17 protein-coding genes are annotated in these 23851 nt (G+C 38.1%); 4 read left to right on the top strand and 13 right to left on the bottom strand.

All coding sequences use genetic code 11. From position 1 onward, the window contains the following. Window positions 1-17: 17 nt before the first annotated feature. Window positions 18-590: a nitroreductase family protein gene (locus HCH28_RS00455; protein ID WP_221679095.1), complete on the bottom strand. Its 573-nt coding sequence runs from the start codon at window positions 588-590 to the stop codon at window positions 18-20. Between the two features lie 97 nt (window positions 591-687). Further along, window positions 688-1182: an amidase domain-containing protein gene (locus HCH28_RS00450; protein ID WP_004229655.1), complete on the bottom strand. Its 495-nt coding sequence runs from the start codon at window positions 1180-1182 to the stop codon at window positions 688-690. Window positions 1183-1365: 183 nt separating this feature from the next. Between HCH28_RS00450 and HCH28_RS00445 the strand changes: the two genes are divergently transcribed. Further along, window positions 1366-2388: a DUF2804 domain-containing protein gene (locus HCH28_RS00445; protein ID WP_004229659.1), complete on the top strand. Its 1023-nt coding sequence runs from the start codon at window positions 1366-1368 to the stop codon at window positions 2386-2388. Window positions 2389-2479: 91 nt separating this feature from the next. On the opposite strand, the gene HCH28_RS00440 is transcribed toward HCH28_RS00445, so the two are convergent. Continuing rightward, window positions 2480-3196, bottom strand: a complete 717-nt coding sequence (locus HCH28_RS00440; protein WP_221679094.1) for a glycerophosphodiester phosphodiesterase — start codon at window positions 3194-3196, stop codon at window positions 2480-2482. 155 nt (window positions 3197-3351) lie between these two features. Here HCH28_RS00440 and helD point away from each other — a divergent pair, with 155 nt between their 5' ends. After that, on the top strand, window positions 3352-5580 hold the full coding sequence (gene helD, locus HCH28_RS00435; RefSeq protein WP_221679093.1) for an RNA polymerase recycling motor HelD: 2229 nt from the start codon (window positions 3352-3354) through the stop codon (window positions 5578-5580). A 265-nt stretch (window positions 5581-5845) separates the two neighbouring features. Here helD and HCH28_RS00430 read toward each other — a convergent pair whose 3' ends face one another. From HCH28_RS00430 to HCH28_RS00415, 4 genes are all read right to left on the bottom strand, one after another. Further along, window positions 5846-6715 carry a GNAT family N-acetyltransferase gene (locus HCH28_RS00430; RefSeq protein WP_255600304.1) on the bottom strand — a complete coding sequence of 290 codons (870 nt, stop codon included), beginning with the start codon at window positions 6713-6715 and terminating at the stop codon, window positions 5846-5848. Between the two features lie 350 nt (window positions 6716-7065). Next, window positions 7066-8898 carry an ABC transporter ATP-binding protein gene (locus HCH28_RS00425; RefSeq protein WP_221679092.1) on the bottom strand — a complete coding sequence of 611 codons (1833 nt, stop codon included), beginning with the start codon at window positions 8896-8898 and terminating at the stop codon, window positions 7066-7068. A 1-nt stretch (window position 8899) separates the two neighbouring features. Then, window positions 8900-10621 carry an ABC transporter ATP-binding protein gene (locus HCH28_RS00420; RefSeq protein WP_221679091.1) on the bottom strand — a complete coding sequence of 574 codons (1722 nt, stop codon included), beginning with the start codon at window positions 10619-10621 and terminating at the stop codon, window positions 8900-8902. A 66-nt stretch (window positions 10622-10687) separates the two neighbouring features. Beyond that, window positions 10688-11584: a DMT family transporter gene (locus tag HCH28_RS00415; RefSeq protein ID WP_221679090.1), complete on the bottom strand. Its 897-nt coding sequence runs from the start codon at window positions 11582-11584 to the stop codon at window positions 10688-10690. A gap of 186 nt (window positions 11585-11770) precedes the next feature. Between HCH28_RS00415 and HCH28_RS00410 the strand changes: the two genes are divergently transcribed. Further along, on the top strand, window positions 11771-13795 hold the full coding sequence (locus tag HCH28_RS00410; protein WP_221679089.1) for a GGDEF domain-containing phosphodiesterase: 2025 nt from the start codon (window positions 11771-11773) through the stop codon (window positions 13793-13795). Window positions 13796-13839: 44 nt separating this feature from the next. On the opposite strand, the gene HCH28_RS00405 is transcribed toward HCH28_RS00410, so the two are convergent. Both HCH28_RS00405 and HCH28_RS00400 read right to left on the bottom strand, forming a co-directional pair. Then, complete coding sequence (locus HCH28_RS00405; RefSeq protein WP_081010948.1) at window positions 13840-14316, bottom strand: threonine/serine exporter family protein; 477 nt, start codon at window positions 14314-14316, stop codon at window positions 13840-13842. Window positions 14317-14328: 12 nt separating this feature from the next. After that, complete coding sequence (locus HCH28_RS00400; RefSeq protein ID WP_221679087.1) at window positions 14329-15081, bottom strand: threonine/serine exporter family protein; 753 nt, start codon at window positions 15079-15081, stop codon at window positions 14329-14331. Window positions 15082-15417: 336 nt separating this feature from the next. On the opposite strand from HCH28_RS00400, the gene HCH28_RS00395 reads away from it, so the two are divergent. After that, entirely contained in the window at window positions 15418-16827 is a 1410-nt protein-coding gene (locus HCH28_RS00395) for a polysaccharide deacetylase family protein (RefSeq protein WP_255600300.1), read from the top strand. A gap of 468 nt (window positions 16828-17295) precedes the next feature. On the opposite strand, the gene HCH28_RS00390 is transcribed toward HCH28_RS00395, so the two are convergent. The 4 genes from HCH28_RS00390 to HCH28_RS00375 form a co-directional block, all read right to left on the bottom strand. Next, complete coding sequence (locus tag HCH28_RS00390; protein ID WP_255600298.1) at window positions 17296-19395, bottom strand: beta-propeller domain-containing protein; 2100 nt, start codon at window positions 19393-19395, stop codon at window positions 17296-17298. A 123-nt stretch (window positions 19396-19518) separates the two neighbouring features. Next, window positions 19519-20712, bottom strand: a complete 1194-nt coding sequence (locus HCH28_RS00385; protein WP_221679084.1) for an acyl-CoA dehydrogenase family protein — start codon at window positions 20710-20712, stop codon at window positions 19519-19521. Window positions 20713-20721: 9 nt separating this feature from the next. Continuing rightward, entirely contained in the window at window positions 20722-21894 is a 1173-nt protein-coding gene (locus HCH28_RS00380; protein WP_004229703.1) for a saccharopine dehydrogenase family protein, read from the bottom strand. 26 nt (window positions 21895-21920) lie between these two features. Then, window positions 21921-23399 carry an aldehyde dehydrogenase family protein gene (locus HCH28_RS00375; protein ID WP_004229708.1) on the bottom strand — a complete coding sequence of 493 codons (1479 nt, stop codon included), beginning with the start codon at window positions 23397-23399 and terminating at the stop codon, window positions 21921-21923. Window positions 23400-23851 lie beyond the last annotated feature (452 nt).

Here is a 23851-nt window from a genome sequence, read left to right as displayed (position 1 = left end):
AGGGATTTTTTGTTTGATTACTCACCAAAAATTGTAACGATATCAGCTGCTTGTTTGCGTTCTTTGCCTTTTGGCACCTCATCAAAATAACCAACTTGTAGCATAGCAATGACACGCTCACCTGGCTGTACCTTTAAAGCTTCACGGAATTTTGGGTTATCTAGGAAGCCTGGTGTTTTCCAGCAAGAGCCTATGCCCCTATCCCATGCCAGTAACTGCATGTTTTGAATAAATGTACTTGCCGCTGCATAATCTTCTAAACGTTCTTTTTGACGCGCATCCTCTGGAACGATAACAAAGGCATAGCCGCCTGGTAATGTAAATTTCAACATCTGCTTCGCTAAATCTTCGCTTGAAAGCTCCTGCCATTTAGGAATTGTTAAGTCCCGTAATAGCTGATGAAGGCTTGTTAATTCCTTTCCACAGGCAATAACTAATCGCCACGGCTCGCGATTACCATGGTTGGGAGCCCATACTGCATCGTCAATAATAGCCATTAAATCCTCACGTTCTACTGGCTGGCCATTAAACTTTTTAATGGAACGGCGTTGAATAATTGCATCTCTAACAGATAAAATTTGTTCGCTCATATATCAATTCTCCTTCTACCATAAGACAACATATTAGAGTTTATCTCTTCTATCTTTCACATTATCATATATTTGTATGCTTTAAAACTACCTGTTCCTAAGCAAAACTGTCATCTATATGATAGAAAAAGTAGGTCATGCTTGGTGTATAGGCGGTGGAATCCTCGTAAAAATAAGGTCTATTAATACTATCTGAGGTATGGGCATTCACATAAGGAATACCATTTTGAATACTTGTAACAATAACGGAGTGGTCAATTCTCCCATTCCCTTGAAAATCATAAAAAATGACATCTCCAAGCTCTAGTTCCTCTGCATATTGAACACGTCTTCCCTTCAATCCAGTTGTAGATCCTTCTAAATACCATCGTAATGAATGGGCAACAGACCAGCTAAAGCTCCAATTCCCTTGCTGAATCCACCAGCCTTTCTCTCTACTTGGTGCACCTCGCATCGGTGCCCCCCCTGCAAGTAAACACTGAGATATATAGTTTGTGCAATCTACATCAAAATTTGGAAAAGCAGGATTGCGTCTGTTCCACCACAAATTAGCATATTGAACTGCAGCCTGCCTATTATACATTTTTGCCATACCATAACCTCCTCATGCCATCATATGTCTATTTAAGCATTTCTATTAGTTAGGTCCTTCCTCATAATTCTTATTGAAATCCATTATATTCAGCATGTTCCTTTCCAATTTCAAGAACATTTTTGCTACAATAGGGTTTAAAGATATGTCAATTTTATTTTATGACCAGAAGGGATGTTGAATGTGAGGCAGCATGCTGAGAAAGAGATTTTACAGCCAACTCTTTTATGCGACAAAAAAGGTAATTTAAATCCAGCAGCCATCGGATTTGCACGCAAACCACTTATTAATAGCAATTTAAGCGGCCATCTCATGCGCAAAAAGAAATGGAACTATTGGTGTGTCTACGGTGATGAAATCTTGTTTTCAGCTACGATTAGTCATCTAGATTACGCAGCAGTCTGCTTCGTTTATTTCCTTGAATATGAAACACAGCGCTATTTTGAAAAAACGATCACAATCCCCTTCGGTGGTAAACTAAAAATGCCTACACAGGTTTTAGAATCTGTTTCATTTAAAAATAGTGAAATGATGATTGATTTATTATATATACAAAATGAAACACATCTATCTGTTTCCATACCAAACTTTGACGGAGATGTTTTACGAGCAAAGCTTATCATTCAGCACCCACCAGCTGACGAAACCCTAAATGTAGTCATTCCTTGGAATCGGAAAACATTTCAGTTCACAGGCAAGCATCACATATTGCCAACATCAGGTGTTGTCACAATTGGTACTCGACGGTTTAATTTCTCAGCTGAGGAGAATTTTGCTGTGTTGGATTATGGACGAGGTGTATGGCCACGTGAAGCATTATGGAATTGGGGAATGGCCTCTCAACGAGTACGCGGACGACGGATCGGGCTTAATTTAGGAGGTAAATGGACAGATGGCACAGGCATGACTGAAAATGCTGTTTTTGTTGATGGTAAAATGACAAAAATACATGAGGATTTATTATTTCACTATGATTCCGAAGATTATATGCAGCGTTGGAAAGTAAAAACTAAATTTTCCAATCAGGTCTCCTTAACCTTTTCACCCTTTTTTGAGCGTATAGCCCAAACGAATGCCAAACTAGTTAAATCAGAGGTACATCAGCTATTTGGCTATTACGACGGTTCTATTTTACTCGACAATGGTGAAACACTGGTTATTCAACAAATGCTCGGATGTATTGAGGAGCATCGTGCAAAATGGTAAAAACCCTCTAGAAGACGTTGCTTTCCGTGGGTATTTTGAAAATGCAAATGATTCCACGGAAGCTTTTGTCTCTTAGCTGTCCACTTCTTCTCTAACTAAGGGCTCTTACTATTTTTTCTGGATCATCTGTAAATATCGCCTGTACACCGAGCTCTTGTAAAAGTCGAGCATCACGTTGTTCATTGACTGTATACACACGGACAGTTGCGCCTTCAGCGAGAGCTAGTTTAACTGATTTACGAAAGGAAGTTGGCAAACTTACATGTAACGCCTTAGCGGGTATAAGAGCAATGTAAGTTGGGAAATCCACCAGCACCTCTGCAAACAATGCTGCACTTTCTATATAGGGCGCTATTTTTGATATTGTTTGCAATGATTCATGATTGAAAGATGAAATGATCACCCGCTCTGTCATTTGCTGTGCTGCTACTTCTTTGAGCACGAGCGCTTCTATTCCTTCATAGGCAATAATGTCTGTTTTCAGTTCAATGTTGATACGGTGATTGGTACCTGAAAATATCTCCAACACTTCCCCTAACGTAGGAATTACTTCATCTCCGAACTCCCGTGAAAACCACGAACCAAAATCAAATGTACGTAATTGCTGTAATGTAAAGTCTTTTACATAGCCTGAGCCATTGGAGGTACGATCAATGGTCTCATCATGAATCACCACTACCTCTTTATCTGCGGTTAAATGAACATCTAGCTCTATCCCTGCTATAGGGAGCTTTGATGCTGCTTGAAAGGCAGCCATCGTATTTTCTGGATAGTTTATCGAAACACCTCTATGTGCAAATATGTCCAAATTCAATAACCTCCTCTATTATTATCAAAGAAAAACCTTCCAGCCCCATGTAATAGTAGCACAATTAACTTTTTGCTTTCACTTGCTGGTAAATATTATATATAGTAGTATGATAATCTACTTTGAAATTGTAAGTACCTAGGAGGTGCTAAAAAATGACTGTACAACATCCAGATTTTCAGGCTGAAGTAGAGCGGTTAGCGTATACCCAGGGCTATATGCAACAAATATTAGACGAATCACAACGAGATTTAAAATCTGCTCAAGAAAATATCCGTAAATCTATGGCCGATCTTGATTACTTAGATTCGAGTTTAAGTTATTTAAATATCTTAACAAATGCCCGGTTTTTTGAAATGGCACGTAATCAAAAAGAAGGTCTAGAGGCCGTTCGCAAGAAGCCCTATTTCGCTAGAATCCATTTCCAAAAAACCGGTGACCCAGAAGAATTCCTTTATATTGGGAAGACATCACTATTTCATCGTGAAACCCATGAGCCCATTATTGTTGATTGGCGCTCACCCGTAGCTAATGTTTATTATGATGGACGTCTTGGTGACATGGAGTATGATGTCCGTGGTGAAGTTCATAAGGGACATCTCTATGCTAAAAGGCAATACAAGATCGAAAATGGCGAATTACTCGATATAAGAGATATTGATCTAACAACAAATGATGAACTACTCCAAGAAGCATTGGCTGGAAAAGCTGATGTTCGTCTAACTGAAATTGTTTCAACAATTCAAAAGGAACAAAATGAAATTATTCGAGCACATCTTCGTCAACCAATTATTGTGCAAGGTGCTGCTGGCAGTGGAAAAACAACCATTGCTCTACACAGAATATCCTATTTCCTTTATACAATGGGTGAACATTTTAATCCTGAACAGCTCATGATTTTAGCACCGAATAAGCTATTTATTGATTATATAGGCGATGTTTTACCAGAGCTTGGCGTCGATAAAATATGCCAAACTACTTTTACAGACTACGTTCTTTCTGCCACAAAGTTAAAGCTTAAGCTTCAAAATCCAAATGAGCAATTAGAGTTACTCGTTGCTGGAGGTAGTCATCAGCCTACTGCCTGGATTGCTGAAATGAAAGGCTCACTTTACTATCGCGATGTCATCGAACGCTACGTACAAAAGCTGGAACAAAAGATCGCAGAGCAATTCGAAGATGTCTATATTGAAAAATACTGTATCATGCGTGCTTCCCACCTGAAGAAGCTGTTTTTATATGAATTTTCATATATGCCTATCGAAAAGCGACTTGAGCATATTAAAAAGGTCTTAGCAAGCCATGTACGTCAAAAAAAACAGGCTGTTTTAACTACACTCCATAAAAAGTATGATGAGGCATTGGGTAAAGCCTTAAATGGAATTCGAGATGATGAAAAACGGCGACGTGTTGTCACAAAATTCATTGATGAGCGTGATGAACGAATTCCTGCCATTGAAAAAGAAACGAAGACAACGGCATCAGCTTATATGCGTCGCTTTCCAAAACATAATATTAAAACACTCTATCGTTCCCTTCTCACCGATGCAGAACTATTAGCAGAACTCGCCCCTGAATGGCATTACCTTGAACAGCAACAATTTTTGCAGGCACATCGTAAAGAACAATGGGCACTCGAAGATTTAGCTGCACTATACTATTTACAAGCACGTTTAAAAGGCATTGCAGATGAATGGAAGATGCGTGTTGTCTTTATCGATGAGGTCCAAGATTACAGTTTATTTCAGCTTGCTGCTTTAAAAGCAGGTCTTGATACAGATATGTTCACTATGGTCGGTGATTTAGCACAAGGTATCCATAGCTATCGCTCATTAACAGCCTGGGAGCCTGTCCAAAGCTTATTTCCCCGTGCAAGCTTCCGCACTTTGCAAAAAAGCTATCGAACAACAATTGAAATTATGGAAGTCGCTAATCAAATTCTAGCACAAATGAATGAACAGCTACCTTTAGTAGAACCCGTTGTGCGTCACGGTAACGTACCAAGTTTTATTCAAGCGGAGCAATTCGATGCCTTCAAAATTAAAGAGATCTTTGAAGCCATTCGTCAAAATGGCCATCGATCCATTGCTTTAATTTGCAAAACTACTGCAGAAGCCATTACTATGCAACAGGCTTTAAAAGACAATGATATTGCTTCACAACTACTAACGGAAAATGAATCTATTAATCAAGAAATGTTACTTGTTGTGCCAAGTCACTTAGCTAAGGGACTTGAATTTGATGCCGTCATTGTAGCTGCCTATGATATACCATTTTACGATACACCAATTGACCGAAAGCTACTTTATGTAGCTCTTACACGAGCCATGCACGAGCTATACTTAATCGGACCATCCAAAAAAACATTTTTATTAGAAAATTAAAAAGTCGCTAAAAGGCGACTTTTTTCTTTGCATTATTAATTTCTTGGTGGTAACTTATAAAATTTTCCTTTGGATAAATAAGCTTTAACAACTTTCCACCATGAACTAGGGGCTTCCTTTGGAGGCGACTTCTTTTTTGGCAATGCTGGCATGCGCATGATCACGACTCCTTTCTTAAAGCTTGTTAATATTATATGAAGATAGTAGGTGATTATGATAAAAAAGGGCGATGAGTTAATATTAAATACCACTCATCACCCTTTTTCTATTGTTTTACATAATAATCAATTTGCTGTGCTTTCATAAATCCTGCTTTTTCATAGACAGAAAGTGCTTTTTTATTGTCTACTTCTACATCTAGCATGACAAACGCTGCACCAACCTTACTCGCATAATCCTTTGAAAAGGAAAGAAGGGCTGTCCCAATACCTTGTCCTTCACATTTTGGATGTACAGCAAGTGCTGTTACCCACTGGATTTCATTTTCCTTAGCTGTAGTCACTGTTCCAACAACTGCACCATCTCTGTAAGCAATCCAAAGCTCTCTTCCATTTGTTGATGTATTAAAAGCAATAAGCTCTTCTGATTCTTCGGGTAGATCCCCAAAAGCCTCACAATAAATAGTAATCAGTTCAGCTTGCTCTCCGTTATAGGCTTGAATATTTATATCACCTCGCAATGTAACGGGCTCTGCTTTTGTTTCTAGAGTCGTTTCTGAAAAACTATAGGTAAACCCTTTGTTTTCAATAAATGTGTGCCCATAAGGGGAACCATCAATTACTACAGCTAATTGACCCTCTGCCCCTCTTTCTTTTAGCCCTACTTGTATACCCTCAACTAACGCAGTTCCAATACCCTTTTGTCGATATGCAGGTGTCACCACTAATGACCACTCATATGTATGAAGCCCCATTAAGTCGATAGCACTAGCAGCACCAACTAGTAAATCTTTATCATCCTCATACGCTAGTACCATAAAGCCTTTATTCTCGAAAGAGCTAGCCATTGGTACATTCATAATGGTTTCATATACTCGATAATCTTGAACTGTTGCTTCTTCACATAATAACTTTACTTCTTTCAATGTTTCTCCATCTAATGGAAAAGACACTGTCATCACTGAAATATTCATCATTTACTCCGTTCCTGTAACAGACTATTGCCCTATTGTAGCAAGAATGAAAATAAGCTGGCAACAAAATATATTAATACCCGCTATTAATCAGAATTTTACTTCAAATATTGGAAAAATAAAAGGATTTATACTATAAAAATTCAGTAAAATGACTGAAATTTACTAGAAATAATAGCTATAAAATAATATACTAATTTTTCGAAAATAGAGATATTTATTCTGTTGCAACCTGTTACTTTTTAACTATATACCACTTCCTGATTTAATAAAAATTTTACTAACTATTCAAATTAATAATATTTTAATTCAATAAAAAAGAGCAACTTCAAATGAAATTACTCTTTTTCCATCTATTCCTCAAGATGGTGTGAGGATGAATGCAGCATTTGTGCATAAAGACCACCTGATTCGATTAGCTTTTGCTGAGGTCCAGCCTCCACTAATTCTCCTTTATGCATCACTAAGACCATATCAGCATTATGGACAGTATTTAAACGATGTGCAATCACAAAGCTGGTACGCCCTTGCATTAACGTATCGAGTGCCTCTTGTATGGCTAGTTCTGTCACAGTATCGATACTGCTTGTGGCTTCATCCAATAGTAAAATTTTCGGATCAGCAATAAGTGCCCTTGCTATAGAAAGTAATTGCTTTTGGCCTTGGGAAATCTCGCGTCCATCCGCAGCAAGAATAGTATCATACCCATCCTTTAGTTTCATAATGAAATCATGTGCATTAGCTCGCTTGGCCGCTTCCTCAATCTCTGCATCACTCGCATCAAGTCTACCATATCGGATATTCTCGCGAACAGAAGCCTCAAACAAAAATGGATCCTGTAAGACAAAAGCCATCTGTGAACGAAGGGATTGTCGATCAATTTGCTGTACATTTATACCATCAAATAATACCTCTCCCTTTGAGACGTCATAAAATCTTGCAATAAGTTGAAGGATTGTCGTTTTACCAGCCCCAGTTGCACCAACAAGGGCTACCGTTTGACCAGGTTCCACTTTAAAGTTTACATTTTTTAGTGTGTACCCTTCTTCTTCTAGTTGATATTTAAAGTACACCTTTTTAAACGTTACATGTCCCAATAGTTGATGCTTTTGTGCTGACACATTTTCTGCCTCTGGTTGTTCATCAAGCAAGGCAAATACACGTTCTGCACCAGCAATAGCTGACAGTACCGTATTAAACTGGTTTGCTAAATCATTTAAAGGACGTGTAAATTGTCGTGCATATTCAGTGAATATAACAATTACCCCTATCGATACATGTCCATATAACGCAAGGACTCCTCCTACACCTGCTACAATGGTAAAGCTCATATTATTTAAGAAGTTCATAACTTTAGGAATATAACCTGAGTATGTCTGTGCCCAAAAACCAGTTCTTTTTAAGCGCAAACTTTTTTCACGAAATTCTGTTTTCATTCGCTCCTCTTGTGAAAATGCCTTCACAATCCGCTGTCCTGAAATTGTTTCTTCTATCATCCCATTTAAAGCGCCAATAGCTGCCTGCTGTTCTTTAAACAGTGGTGCTGTACGACGTGTAATCCATCGCATCGCCCAAAACATCATTGGAATAATGATCATCGTCAGAACTGTCAGCAATGGGCTTAAACTGAGCATAATAATGACGGTTCCCCCAAGCGTAAGTACACTTGAAAATACCTGAATAAAGGAACTGTTCAATGTTGAGCTGACAGCTTCAATATCATTCGTCATTCTACTCATCAATTCGCCATGCTGACGACGATCAAAGAATGCCACTGGCAGTCTTTGAAAATGAGTGAATACACTTGTCCTTAATCTATAGATCGTTTGCTGGGCGATGCCAATCATCCAATAGTTTTGTAGGAAAAGTGAAACAGCTAATAACACATAAATACCAATTAATAAGCCAATCCCCTTACCTAAGCCTGAAAGCTTGCCATGCATAACATAGTGATCAATCATTTGACCGATTACATAAGGGCCAACTAAAGCTAATATGGAGCTAATCATCACTAATAAGAGCACCACAATGAGCAGTGCACGTTGTTCGTCGACAATTTTCCATAACCGCAGCAATGTACTTTTCCAATCAGCTGCACGTGGCCCCTTCTTTTTCTTCACAGCCTGTTTCAGATCATCTTTTGTCAAAAGCGGTTCATAGCCAAAAGGTTTCTGGAAAAATCCCATTTTAATCCTCCACCTCCTGTTGAGAGATAGCTATTTTTTTATAAAGCGAGGAAGTCTCTAATAGCTCTTCATGTGTACCATAAGCAACTACTTTTCCAGCATCAATCAGTAGAATGCGATCCGCACCTTTAGCTGTACGTATTTTTTGCGTCACAACAAGCATCGTTGCTTTTTCGTCACTCAGTGCCTCCCACAAAGACTGTTCAGTTTTAACATCTAAAGCACTAGTGCTATCATCAAGCATTAAAATATGTCCTTTTCTCAAAAGAGCTCTAGCTATAGATAACCTCTGTTTTTGCCCCCCCGATAAATTAACACCTTTTTGCCCAACCTTTGTATCATAACCATTTGGAAAATCTTCAACAGATGCATGAATTTGCGCTTGCATTGTAGCCTGTAATACAGCATCCATTTTAGCCTGTGTATCTCCCCAACGCACATTATCTGCAATACTTCCTGTAAATAACAATGACTGCTGAGGGACATAGCCAATCACTTCCCGCAACTCTTGTAAATCCCAATGTTGAACATCCTGACCTTCCACAAGTATTCGGCCTTGCGTTACTTCATAGAACCGAGGAATGAGCTGTAATAATGTTGATTTCCCTGCACCAGTTGCCCCCATGATCGCTAGTTTCTCGCCAGACTTAACTTGAAAGCTTACATCTGACAGAACAGGAACATCTCCTCCTGGATAAGTAAAACTAACATGGTCAAAGGTTAATTCTCCATATTGTGTTGCATGATCTACTTCTTCTAAAAGGGACGTATCTTCAACCTCATTTTCAATGGAAAGGATTTCAGCCATACGTTCTGCAGATGCCTTCGCACGTGCATAGAAGATAATAATAAAAGCGAACATTGAAAATGAGCCTGTCATACGCATTGCATAATTCACAATAGCCACAATATCACCAAGTGGCGTTGTTCCTGTAGCAATTTGTTTTGTACCAAACCATAAAACTGCTAGCAGGCTCATATTCATAATGAACAAAAGAACAGGCATAATATATTCCATTATGCGTAAGGCCTTCACAGTATCAACCTTTAACCGTGATGCAACTTCATCAAAGCGTGTAGCTTCATATGCCCCTCTTAAGTAAGCCTTTACTAATCGTATCGCCTGTAAATTCTCCTGTAAAACTCTGTTTAAACGATCCACCCTCTTTTGTACACGCCCAAAATAAGTCACACCTTTTGCCACCATAAAAAGAAGAAAAATAAAAATGATGGGTGCACCTATAACTAAAAATAATGCTAATTTCGGATTTACGACAAAAGCCATAATAATGCTTCCTATCACAGCAAGTGGCGCTCGAAGCATAATACGCAAGCTCATAAACAGCACCGTTTGTACTTGTGTGACATCATTTGTTAATCGAGTAATAAGCGATGCAGTGGAGAATTTTTGATAGGTTGCTAGCGTAAAGGATTGAATCCTAGCAAACATGGCATTTCGAAGATCATACGAAAAGCTTTGAGCTGTATGGGAAGAAAAATAAGAATTGATAATGCCCGCCAGAAAGGCAACGAAAGATAGCCCAAGTAAAACAGCCCCCCATTGCAAAACCATTCCTTGATTTTGTGCCCTTACTCCCTCGTCGATTATTTTTGCCATAATGAGTGGCTGCACAAGCTCAACAAATAACTCTAAAAGCATTAAACATAAAGCAAAAATAGCTGTCCATTTATATGGCTTTACATAGGAAAAAACTTCTTTCATATTCTTTCCCCCTTGTTGGTAGATAAAATTTAAAGATAGTCAAAAACTACTAACACTATAGTATATTTATGCTTTCTCTCCCGCTATTGAAAGCCACGTTACACAAACAAGCATAACGAATACTCCTATTAGTTGCCAAAAACCTAAAGAAGTACCGAAAATAATAACAGAAATAACCATTGCTGTTAATGGCTCAATACTAGAAAGAATGCTCGTTTCAACTGCTGTAATGTATTTCATGCTACTTAAAAATAATATAAAAGCTACTGTTCCAAAAAATATTAAAGCAACTAATAACATTAAAATTTTAAAATCTACTAGAACAACCCATTGAGTGGACTGCTGCCAAACACGGCTTACTAAGCCTAAAGTGAAGCCACCCACCAGCATCCCCCAGCCCACTACTAAAAGCACACTCCACTCCTTCATTAAGCGTGCAGGATACAAGGTGTAAAATGCAAATGTTAAGCCTACTCCTATTCCCCATAACAAGGCTTTTGAACTAATAAGCAAACTTTCAAATGATGCATTCGTTAGTAACAGAAATAACCCTATAAGGGTACCAATAATACCTAACACTTGATATTTTGGTGGCCATTTCTTTAAACTAAGAGAGACATACGCGACAACAAATATTGGCGCTAAAAACTGTAGTAAGGTAGCAAGCACAGCATTACTTTCATTAATTGCAGCAACAAATGCAAATTGTACACCAAGCATACCTGCAATACCAAAAACGATGAGTTGCCTCCCCCATAGCTTGTGCTGCCAAATTCCAAAAATATTTTTTCCTGTTAACAATAAATATGTAAGTAGTAATATACCTGCAACCGATAAACGAATTGTTAACATAAAGGATACTGTCAAAGGTGTATGATTAAGCAACCACTCCATTAAAGGGCCAGTTGCTCCCCATAACATAGCACCTGAGACGATAAATATTATTCCTTTTAAACGTTTCATACCAATCCTGCTTCCTATATACGTACTAAAAATTGTTACTTTTCTTCAAATCATTTCTTGTATTTCACTAGAAAAGTCCTATTATTTTTTACTATCAAATATTTACAAATATATTCATAATGACTAATTCCCGATTATTATCTATAATATTAGTATATATTGATTACCCAAGGAGATCGAATAATCATGAGTCATATGCATAAATCATTTACGATTGATGAACATTATTTAAATTCACTTCCTTTTCCTGCAATTATCATTAATCAAGATGGACAAGCAACAGTCTGGGGAAAGAATGCTGAACATCTGATTGGCTTATTAGCTAATGATATTAAAGGAAATACTACTCCATCTATACACGAAAATCTACTGCGTCAGCTTCCTGTCGAAACATTTCAATCTATTTTACAAAATGAGGACAGTACGTATCTAGAAAAAATTCAAGTACACACAACTTCAAATGTAGAAATAACAACCGCTCTGCTAGCTAAACCTTTTACAGATGAGGGAGAGCGTTTTATTCTATTGATTTTTATGCTACCAGAATTAATGACGCAGGCTATCTCTCAATGCAATACCTTTGTAAATCTTAAGCAAGGTTTAGATGCGACCTTTATGACTGTTACACTCGATCACGATGGATTTATCTTGGAATGTAATAATGAATTTCTAAAAACAAGCCAATGGACACCAAAGCGTGTTATCGGCAAAACCTTTTGGCAACTGTTCCCTGATAATGAAGTGAGTGAAAAAATAACACATACGATCTGGCGTAATTTAAATAATGGTCATACATGGCAGGGAGAAGTTGAAAAAATCACAAAAACGGGGCAATCCTATTGGGTGCTACTAACGGCTATCCCCCTCGTTAATCTTGAAACAAATGAACAACAATTTATCCTAATTGAAAAGGATGTAACGAAATCAAAAACGATTCAACACCAACTTGAAAAAATTGCTTACATCGATACAGAAACTGGTTTGATGAATGCACATCGACTTGAAAAAGTAATCACCAATATGATTGACGATGAGAGACACTTTTCATTTGTTTATCTAAGTATTGATAAATTTTATACACTTAAAGAATTACATGATCAACAAATCGATCAAAGCCTGATTGTTGAATTTACAAATCGTATAAAAATGTATTTCCAAGATAGCACGATGGCTCGTATAAATGAAAATGATTTTGTTGTCATCACGCCTTTAAGTGAATGGTTTATTCAAGGCTTTTTATCTTACTTACAACAACATCCGATTTATAGCGACAATATTGCTGTACCAATTTCTATTAGTGGCGGCATAACTAGATATCCTGAGGATCAATCAACATTCTCACAGCTTATGAAGGCATCCATTGCTACTATTTCAACAGTACGTGAGGCTGGCGGAGATAAAATTGTTTCTTTATCAACAGCAACACATAAAGCTTTAAATCGTAAAGCATTAATTGAAAAGCGCTTACTCCAAGCACTTGACCAAAAGAACTTGAAGGTACTCTATCAGCCACAAATCGACGTGTATTCTGGAAAAGTTACTGCTGTTGAAGCACTTGTACGTTGGGAAGATGAGGTAATAGGTGTCGTAACGCCTGATGAGTTAATTCCTATCGCTGAAGAAACAGGTTTAATTAATAATATTGGGTCCTTCATGCTGGAAAAGGCTTGTGAACAAGCCTTACTTTGGAAAAAGGCAGGCTATGATTTAAAAGTATCTATTAACTCTTCTGTACGCGAATTCCGTGATAAGAATATGGCAAAATCTATACTTGAAATGATTACAAAAACAGGTTGTCCAGCGAATCTATTACAAATTGAGATTACTGAAAAATTTGCTTTAGAAGCTGAAGCCGCAACGTCTATTGCACAGCAAATGCGTAAGCTTGAAAACGAAGGCATTTCCTTTGTTTTAGATGATTTCGGTACTGGCTACGGCTCATTTAGATATATGCAAATTTTACCAATAAGTACATTAAAAATCGATCAAACGTTTACAAATTCACTCTTGAAATCCGAAAAGAGCCAAAAGCTTATGAATGGTATGGTACAACTAGGTAAATCCATGGAATTGAAAGTAGTCGCTGAAGGTGTAGAAACAGCTGAACAAGCAGATCTATTAATCACTTACGGCTGCGATGCCATTCAGGGCTATTATATTAGCAAACCTGTTACACCTGAAGAGATTGAACTATTACTGACTAAACAATAATAAATGAAGAAGGAGGCTGCGTTTATTTTACACGCAGCCTCCTTCTATTTTTTATAAACCTTTTGTAATTTTACTTTACTTGAACGAACTGAGCGGAATATGAGTTGAATAATTACTTCTGCAAAAACTAGTCCAATCACAATAGCACCTGTAATTAAAAATGCCTTTAAGCCATATTGCAGGCCTTGTAAGTAATCATCTTCTACCACATTTCTCATTGCATTATAAGCCATGCCCCCTGGCACTAATGGTATAATTCCACCAACAATGAAAATAATCATGGGTATTTTAAAGCGTCGGGCATATAAATGAGCAACAATGGCAATAACAAATGAGCCAAAGAAAGAAGCTTTGACAACATCCATCCCTTGCTCTGTTAGAACATAGTATATAATCCAGCCAATTACCCCAACGAGTCCGCAATGAAGTAGTGTTTTTCTAGGAACATTAAAAATAATGGCAATCCCAGCTGTCGCAAAAAAACTAACTATTAATTGTATAATAATGTCCATCATCTGCATTTTGTCCGCCTCCTAAAATCCTAGTGTGACGGCAATTGCTGCACCAATAGCAAAGGCTGTTAAAAAGGCCTCTACTCCCTTTGCCATCCCTGACATAAAATGACCTGCCATTAAATCACGAACAGCATTTGTAATCAAGATACCTGGTACGAGTGGCATGACGGAACTAATAATAATTTTATCAAGTTCAGTACCATAACCATACTTTACTGCAAAGAAGGCAACAAAGCCGAGGACGAGTGATGCTGTAAATTCAGAAAAAAACTTTACCCTTGTTAAATGATTAATGATTACAAGTACTAGGAAACCTAGCCCGCCTGCTAAAAAAGCTATCGGAAAATCCGACCATCCTCCCTTAAACATAATAAGGAAACAACCACTAGCAAGCGCAGCTGCCAAAACTTGCAAATAAGTTGGTAAAAAATAATTTGTTTTTTGTATCGACTTTAACTCGTCATAAGCTTCTTCTAATGTTATGATTTGAGATGTGAGTCTACGAGATACTGAATTTACCAAGGCGATTTTTTGCAAATCTGTAACCCTACTGGGAATTGATGTAATTCTTGTTGGCTGTGTCTTGCCTAACGAAAAAATGATGCCAGTTGGTGTGGCATAACATTGAGCATTTGGCATATTTTGAGAATGTGCCATACGCAGCATCGTATCCTCTACGCGGTATGTTTCTGCACCACTTTCAATCATAATGCGTCCTGCAAGCAACAAACAGTCAATCGTAAGTTCATTATCCGCATCTTGTAAGACCATTGCAGCTATCTGCCTCCTTCAAAAGGTTCCTTGCCAATATTAACGAACTGCCAATAAAAACTCAACTGAAAATTTTTCATAAGCAATGGATTATCTTTCAATTTATTTTTACAGTTACACTAATATTACGCATGTGTTTTTTCTATTTTAGTAGGTATTTTACAACCTCTTAAATAGAAGTACAACTACAATTAATTCGCTGATTCTTGAAGAAAAAGTGATCTTAATAAATTTCCACAAAGATACATAAAAAGATTCTAGATTTGTATAACTTTTTTAATGACTGGCACGTCTGATTGTATAGAAAATAAAAAAGAGGGGAGCGTATCCAAAACCATGCAGGAACGCAGAAAAAGACGCGGTCCAATAATTGATTTCTTATTACTAAGCCTTATTGTGACCTTAACAACTATTATACTTTTTATTATCCTTTCAAAGGATGACTTCAAGTTTCAAAAGATTAGTGCTTCAAAAGAATCCGAGACGGAATCGGTGAATAGTCATTTATCGACCGAAAGTTCTGCGTTTCCAGGCATACGTATTGTTACAGACGTTTCAAATGACAAACGAACACCATTTGCTATTCATTACCCGCAAACAGATAACGAGGTTTTTAATGATGCCGTATTACAGTACATATCGGATTCAAAAGAAAACTATCTAACATCGATGAAGAAAAATAAAGATAAAGAAGCTATGGGTGAATTAAATATTAGTCTTGAAACTTTTCCATACCGAGAGCATTACTATTCCTTTGTGCTAACAAAAATGCTATATGTAGGTGGAGCAAATCACGAAGTCTCCACAAAAACATTCTTCATTAACAACGAAACGGGCGAACAAGTTACGATCCAAACGCTCTTACAAAATGATGAGAATAACTTATCTACGTTGGCTGTAAACGTCCGAAAAGATTTGCAAAAAAACCTCCAATTAAAGGATGAGCTTTTCAACGATGAATTATTAAAAGCTACAGAACCAAAATGGTCTAACTTCAATCGCTTTGCTATTGTTGACGATTCATTACAAATCTATTTCGATGAATATGAGATTGCTAGTGGAGCAGCAGGTACCCCAATAGTGAAACTACCCCTTTCGCTTATTAACCCATTGTTAGCCTCCGAATTTCAAATCGCAATGGAAAATGTAAAACCAGTTAATCCACCACCAACTGGTGATCCGAATAAAAAACGTATTGCTTTAACATTTGATGATGGTCCACATCCAAAAGTGACGGAGCAAATTTTAAATATTCTTGATAAGTATCACGCAAAGGCTACTTTCTTCATGCTCGGTAGTCGTGTACAATACTATCCTGACATCGTAAAGGATGTTCTTGCGCGCGGTCATGAAATTGGAAACCATTCGTGGAACCACCCTGTCTTAACAAAGCTTACGCAGGAACAAGTGATGAAAGAATATAACACTACTGCCACTGAAATTGAGAAGGCAATCAATCAAGGTGCCACAGTTTTTAGACCACCATACGGTGCAACTAATGACACCATTAATGCTGAGATTCCTATCCCTGTAGTGCTATGGTCAATCGACACATTGGATTGGAAACATCGAAATGCACAGCAGCTATTACCACACGTGAAAAATAATTTACACAATAATGCCATTGTCTTAATGCATGATATTCATCAATCTACTGCAGACGGACTTGACGCTGTTCTCTCCTATTTACAAGAGCAGGGCTATGAATTTGTGACTGTATCCGAAATACTGCCATATCGCCAATAGTATTTACAAAGAAAAGTCCAATGAATTTCGATATTCATTGGACTTTCCTTTTTGTTGAAAAAAGATGATGTCAACGGTAGAAAAAGCAACTTTGCAAGGTGAGAGGTTGATTTCCGTTCCGCCAGCGTCCTTTACAGGGGGCGTCCGATGAGCCGCTTCACTCACTTACGTTCACTCCAGGGTCTCATCTGTGACGCTACCCCTAGGAGTGACGCTGGCTCCACTCCAATGAACCATTCTGCAAAAGACTTTCCTTTTCATAGTAGCATAGTGATCAAATAGCCCATTATCTGTATTCTTAGCGTGAATAAACTCTTATTTTCAATGCAGAGAAGTGATGGGTGACAACATCTCTTCATAAAGAATAATGAACACCTTCACTATCGTTGAAAACCGTTGCTAAAAAGATAACAGGATTAGAGTAGAAGGCTACTTGATACCTTTCAATTGACTGTTTTGTTTTTCTTATTATTTTATTGTTAGTGTATCTAAAGGCTTGAAGTCACTTAACTGATAGCTCTTTACTTCGTTACGTGCTATTGTATATAGCGTATCATCTATATAGACAACGCGTTGTACAACCTGCTCCCAACTTTCATAGGACTCATTATTATTACGATTGATTATATTTCCTTTCAATACAATTCCTTTCTCTGCAGTAATCTCATAAATTTGAGCACCATGACCTTGATAGACAACTTCGTCTCCCTTACCTGCCTCATACAGTACTACAGGGAAGCCAAAATAGTTGAATTCCTTATTGCGGAATAGCGCTTTAGGATTGTATTGCACTTCAGAGGAAGAACCTTTCCCACCAATTTTTACGGTTGATTGCTCTTTTGGATTTCGGAAGTCTGATACATCGAATAGGGACATCTTCATATTGGTTGTCACAGTAAAATTACGTTTCGTATACGAATCATAGCGTTGCTCCGTATCATAACCAATACCAATTAAATGCGTATCATCTAATGGATGCAGGTAATTACTGAAGCCAGGAATCTTCAATTCCCCTAGTACAGCAGGCTTTTTCGGATTCGCTACATCAATGACAAATAGTGGATCCACTTGTTTAAATGTCACCACATATGCTTTTTCTCCCATAAATCTAGCTGAATATATCTTTTCTCCAGGCGCCATATCTTTTACTGAACCAAGCGTTTTCAAATGTTCATCCAAAATAAAGAGATGGTTATAGGAAGTACTTTTCTCATTCCACGTATTACCTTCTGTTGTAAAGATTCGGAAGTTCCCCTTATATTCATCCATTGAATACTGATTTAACACAGTTCCCTTTACTTCCGTACTTCCGACAAAGTTCAAAGTCGTTCCATCTACATTCCACTTGAAAATTTGAGTGTCGGCTGACCTCGGTAACCAAATCATATCCATGGCGCGCTTTTCTGATGAAACATCAATATTACTTTCATACATTGGTGTCGTTAAATACAGGGCATTCTCTGACATATAAAGACCACTACTTCCACCTAAGTACCCTTTCGTATTGGCCGTTGTCTTAGCTCCATTTTTTAAATCGACAGCTGTAATTAAACTATAGGTACCATCCATCGTATTTGGTAAGATTGAGATTTTTTCTAAAGGCAGACTTTTGTACTCTGTTCCTGCTATACTATCAAATGTTTTAGGCTTTAAATCGGTTTTCTTGTCTTCTTGTAGCATCCAATAATTAGGATACATATTACCAATTAAATATAATGTGTCTTTTGTTATGCGAATATCCTGCAAGAAGCCTTCCTGCCCAACATCACGTACATGCTTTGGATTGCTTGGATTGGAAATATCATAAATTGAGGCTGTTACCATAGCTGTTCCAGCTTTTTCAATATATTGATCCCCGATGGCAATTAATAGATTGTCATATAGCGCAAGCTTAGAAATATATTGGGAATGTTTTAATTTTATATTTGTAGCCATCTTTAAATTCTTAGGATCTTTAGCATTCACAACTGTAATGCTCTGATCTTTTGCAGTGTAAATAAAGCCATCTTTTACAACTACAATGTCTCCCTCTTCTACCCCCTCTACTTGATTATTAGTTGTAGACTCATTATTAGCAGTTGCTTTATCTTCACTTGCTGTACTTTGTAAGCTCTCTTCTTCTCTAATTTCTACTCTTTGAGTTGTTAACAACTTTTTAAAATACTGCTGTAACTCGTTCTCCGATTTAACGGCTGTTAATGTCTCGATAATTGTAAATGGAATTGTCTGTGAAGCTACATTCAGTCCGCCTTGTGCAAAGGCCTCCTTTTTTACATGCAATTGATAATTACCTGGTGCTAACTTTTTCACCACTATCGTTTTTTGATCTTCCAACAATTCAATTGTTGCAGGTACTTTGCGTCCTTTTTCCGTAGTGATATAGACATATTCCTCAGTTATTTTGTTTTTCTTTAAAGCAACTGAAAAAGATGCTTGCCAGTTTTGTGTTGCCATACTTGCGCTAGCCGCCTTTGCCGTCACATCTGTATTCACTATCCATGTAAAAATTCCAGGCACGATAGCTAGAACAATTATCAGCATAATTGCGAACCATTTACTTTTCATCATTTTTCCTCTCCTTCATATACTTGTTTATTAATTAGACTAGTAAAAAAGAGGAAAGTTACATTTTTCTGAAATTTTCTAAGTTAAGGCACTACAAAAAACGAAAGGGAAACACTTCCCTCTCGTTTATTCTTCAAATGGCCATTTAGGCAACATATTTTTTAAAGGCTTATCTTGGCGTCTTCCCAATACATAATCCGCCTGCATAATAGTATGAATTTCGCGAGTCCCTTCATAAATAACTGGTGCTTTGGAGTTTCTTAAATAACGGGCAACTGGATACTCGTCTGAATAGCCATAGGCTCCATGAATCTGTACCGCATCATCCGCAGCCTTATTGGCAAAATCACAAGATTGCCATTTTGCCAATGATGTCTCTCGAGTATTTCGAACACCTTTATTTTTCAATTCTCCTACACGATAGACAAGGAGACGACTCATTTGATAGCCTGCTTCCATATTAGCTATCATTCGTCCTACAAGCTGGTGCTCACCAATAGGTTTGCCAAATGTTTCCCGTTCATGACAGTACTTCACACTAGCCTCTATGCAAGCTTGGATCAAACCAACAGCACCTGCCGCTACTGTAAATCGACCATTATCTAGCGCAGACATGGCAATTTTGAAGCCCTCGCCCTCTTCACCTAGTCGGTTTTCAATTGGCACGCGTAAATCTTCAAAAAAGAGCTCACCTGTATTACCAGCACGAATACCATATTTTCCTTTAATCGCTTTAGATGTAAAGCCAGCCATGGAACGTTCTACAATAAACGCACTAATCCCATGATGTTTCTTCGATTTGTCAGTATAGGCAAATACGATAAAGTGGTCTGCAATATCACATAAGGAGATCCACGTTTTTTGCCCATTGAGGATATAATGATTACCATCACGTACAGCAGTTGTTGACATGGCAGCTACATCAGACCCAGCCCCTGGCTCTGTGAGACCAAAAGCTCCAATTCGTACACCTTTAGCTTGTGGAACAAGGTATCGCTGCTTTTGCTCTTCAGTCCCCCACTGCATTAGGGTCATGCTATTTAAACCTGTATGGACAGATACGGCTGTGCGAAATGCCGTATCTCCCCGTTCAAGCTCCTCACATACGATAGCAAGTGCATTATAATCCATGCCACTACCTCCGTATTGTTCAGGAACACAAACCCCCATTAAGCCAAGCTCAGCCAGTCTGGACCAAATATTAGCATCAAAGCCACCTTCAGCATCCCATTTCGCAATATAGGGAATGATTTCCTCATCAACAAACTGTCTTACTGTTTTTCTTAGCATTTCCTGCTCAGTGGACATTTCAAAGTTCATGGTTAGCACCTACCATTTCACAATCATAGCAGACTTGTGTGATGTCTCTTTAATGACCACACCTCGTTTAGCCATCTCTTCAATATACGTATCACCTGGCACGATTGCTTCAGGCGGGAATACACCATGCTCTGTAATAGCACCGGCACCAATCATTTGAGCAACAACTGATATCGTATTAGCGGTAGCACGTGCCATAGCTGTTTCATTAATTGTCATGTCTTTCCGTACAACCATTTCATATTCATATGTCACCTGCTGTTGGGCCTTTTCACCCGCTACAATAACACGTAACAATACAGCATCAGGTTTTGTGCCCAATTCAAGTTTCTTTTTGAGTGCCTCTCGTACAACTGCACGAACAGGCACTTCTTGATTATCCACTTCTACCTTATTCGCAGAATCAAGGAAGCCTAAGTCTGCTAAAAGTTTAAATTTCTCAGCATGGCCTTTATAACGGATGGTTTTATATTCTAATGTGCGGACATTCGGGAATGTCTTATACAATGTGGAGATACCACCAGATGTATAAAATGCCTCAAGCACACCGAAATCATCAAAATAAATAGGTTCAACGCCTGATAGGGATGGAACTTCTTCAAGCTTGCCCTTCTGAATCGTTTTTGAAGGCTCAGTATAATGATCGAATACGCCATCTAAAGAAAATACGCGTGTATAATGAAGCGGAGGTTTTGGCTCAGTTGGAATACCACCAACAAATAGTTTAATAGATTCTACTTCATCTAATTTTGAAGCACCATAGCCCGCAAGAATATTGACCATGCCAGGAGCAACACCTAAATCAGGGATAATTGTAACACCCTTCGCCTTTGCTTCCTCATGTAAATCTAATATCTTCTCTGTAACGCCACCAATATGACCACCTAAATCAACAGAATGGACACCTGCCTCAATAGCTGCTCTTGCTACTCGTTCATTGAACGAATAAAACAATGCATTGACGGCAACATCACCCTTCGAAATAACGTTCATTAATGAATCGTCACGTTCTGCGTGTAGCTCTACCACTTCTACCTTATTTGTATCTAGCGTATCTACAAAGTCCTGTGCAACTTTCACGTCGATATCACCTAAATACACACGCTCCACTTTATCGTTTTTTATTAAATCACGAGCTACCTCTTTCCCCATTAAACCTGCACCTAATACAACAACTTTCATCAAGAACATCCCCTTTCGTTGATCTGTTACTCTGTATCGATTTGTGCTCTTTGTAATTTACCGCTGTAGTCTACATAAATACTTTTCCACTCTGTGTATACATCTAGGGCTGCTACACCTGAATCACGGTGCCCATTTCCTGTCCCTTTAGTACCTCCAAATGGCAAATGGATTTCAGCACCTGTTGTGCCAGCATTTACATAAACGATACCTGTGTCTAAATCACGTTGTGCGCGGAAAATTGTATTGACATCCTGTGAGAATATTGAGCTAGATAAGCCAAATTTCACACCATTATTTACTTCAATTGCTTCTTCCAAACTTGCCACTTCAATTAGAGATACGACTGGACCAAAGATTTCTTCTTGGGCAATAATCATGTCAGGCTTCACATTCGTAAACAATGTTGGCTCATAATAGAACCCCTTATCATAAGGTGGTTCATTTAGTATCCTGCCACCTGCTAATAATGTAGCACCCTCTTGTTTACCTATTTGTACATAGTGATTAATTTTTTCCAATGCTGCTTTATTAATCACTGGCCCGATTTTTACTCCCTCGTCTAGACCATCCCCAATTGTGAGCTTTTGCATTTCATCTAAGAGACGTTTCTCTAATTGTTCTTTTACATCTTTATGCACAATGACTCGGCTACATGCTGTACACCTTTGCCCAGCAGTACCAAATGCGCTCCATAAAATCCCTTCTGTAGCTAGCTGTAAATCAGCATCATTCATGACAATAACAGCATTTTTGCCACCCATCTCTAAAGAAACCTTTTTCAAATGCTTCCCGCCAAGCTCAGCTACTTTACTGCCGGTTGTTGTAGAACCTGTAAACGAAATAACCTTGACGTCAGGGTGTTCAATTAATGCTGTGCCAACTGTAGGTCCTGTACCAAATACGATATTAGCAACACCATCTGGTAAGCCTACTTCCTCAAAAATTTTACCCATTTCATAGGCCATCATTGGAGTCTCATTAGACGGTTTCCAAATGAATGTATTCCCTGCAACAATGGCAGGAAATGACTTCCACGTGGCGATAGCAACAGGGAAATTCCAAGGTGTAATGAGTGCTACAACGCCTATAGGTGCCCTTACACTCATAGCAAATTTATTGGCAAGCTCAGACGGTGTTGTTTCACCAAATAATCTACGTCCTTCACCAGCCATATAGTATGCCATATCAATTCCTTCTTGGACTTCTCCTCTAGCCTCTTCAATGACCTTGCCCATCTCTTTTGTTAAAACGGTCGCCAAATGTTCTTTTTTCTCTTTCATTTTTTGACCGATGGCATATAAATAATCTGCACGTTTTGGTGCTGGTATAAGTGCCCAGCTCTTTTGTGCTTGTTTAGCAACAGCTACAGCCTCGCCTACCTCATTCGAAGTAGAACGTGGAATGGTAGCAAGCTGCTCACCGTTTGCAGGGTTCGTCACTGCTATACTTTGTAAATGTGAATGTGTGATCCATTTACCACCGATATAGTTTTTAATCTCCACTACATACACCCCCTGAAATACTCTATGATGCCTCAGCTGTTGTACCAGTCGTATCCCATAGGTATAAGTCTATGAATTTAACCAGAATCCATTTCGCCTTTGGATAATTGCGTCCGAAACAGTGGAATGTGCTTGCACGTTGCACTATTCGTGACAGTTACCAGTGGCTTTATCTCCATACAATCAATAATTGCTCCCACCAAAAGAATAAATGTCTCATTAGGAATCTTGGAGTGAATGGAGATAAAATATGTCAAAATTCCGAATTTTCAATATACACCACACCCTGTAATACTAGCATTTCCATAATAATCGGTGACAACTGCCTGAGACTTTATTTCCACTTAACTTCCTTACCTCAATATAAAGGATGACTTCTAATTTTAGAAGCCTCTTAAGGTTATGTATATTCACAATACCCTTAGTTAAATGAAAATAAATAATACACATTC

It is taken from the genome of Lysinibacillus sp. K60, from assembly GCF_019731275.1.
In the GTDB taxonomy this organism is placed as follows: domain Bacteria; phylum Bacillota; class Bacilli; order Bacillales_A; family Planococcaceae; genus Lysinibacillus; species Lysinibacillus capsici.
Note: the sequence above shows the minus strand (reverse complement) of the source record. Positions and strands in the feature narration are given on the sequence as shown.

Excerpts from the sequence above, each read along its gene's own strand:
- HCH28_RS00455 (WP_221679095.1), bottom strand. The coding sequence starts at position 590 with ATGAGCGAACAAATTTTATCTGTTAGAGATGCAATTATTCAACGCCGT.
- HCH28_RS00450 (WP_004229655.1), bottom strand. The coding sequence starts at position 1,182 with ATGGCAAAAATGTATAATAGGCAGGCTGCAGTTCAATATGCTAATTTG.
- helD (WP_221679093.1), top strand. The coding sequence starts at position 3,352 with ATGACTGTACAACATCCAGATTTTCAGGCTGAAGTAGAGCGGTTAGCG.
- HCH28_RS00430 (WP_255600304.1), bottom strand. The coding sequence starts at position 6,715 with ATGATGAATATTTCAGTGATGACAGTGTCTTTTCCATTAGATGGAGAA.
- HCH28_RS00425 (WP_221679092.1), bottom strand. The coding sequence starts at position 8,898 with ATGGGATTTTTCCAGAAACCTTTTGGCTATGAACCGCTTTTGACAAAA.
- HCH28_RS00420 (WP_221679091.1), bottom strand. The coding sequence starts at position 10,621 with ATGAAAGAAGTTTTTTCCTATGTAAAGCCATATAAATGGACAGCTATT.
- HCH28_RS00415 (WP_221679090.1), bottom strand. The coding sequence starts at position 11,584 with ATGAAACGTTTAAAAGGAATAATATTTATCGTCTCAGGTGCTATGTTA.
- HCH28_RS00410 (WP_221679089.1), top strand. The coding sequence starts at position 11,771 with ATGAGTCATATGCATAAATCATTTACGATTGATGAACATTATTTAAAT.
- HCH28_RS00405 (WP_081010948.1), bottom strand. The coding sequence starts at position 14,316 with ATGCAGATGATGGACATTATTATACAATTAATAGTTAGTTTTTTTGCG.
- HCH28_RS00400 (WP_221679087.1), bottom strand. The coding sequence starts at position 15,081 with ATGGTCTTACAAGATGCGGATAATGAACTTACGATTGACTGTTTGTTG.
- HCH28_RS00395 (WP_255600300.1), top strand. The coding sequence starts at position 15,418 with ATGCAGGAACGCAGAAAAAGACGCGGTCCAATAATTGATTTCTTATTA.
- HCH28_RS00390 (WP_255600298.1), bottom strand. The coding sequence starts at position 19,395 with ATGATGAAAAGTAAATGGTTCGCAATTATGCTGATAATTGTTCTAGCT.
- HCH28_RS00385 (WP_221679084.1), bottom strand. The coding sequence starts at position 20,712 with ATGAACTTTGAAATGTCCACTGAGCAGGAAATGCTAAGAAAAACAGTA.
- HCH28_RS00380 (WP_004229703.1), bottom strand. The coding sequence starts at position 21,894 with ATGAAAGTTGTTGTATTAGGTGCAGGTTTAATGGGGAAAGAGGTAGCT.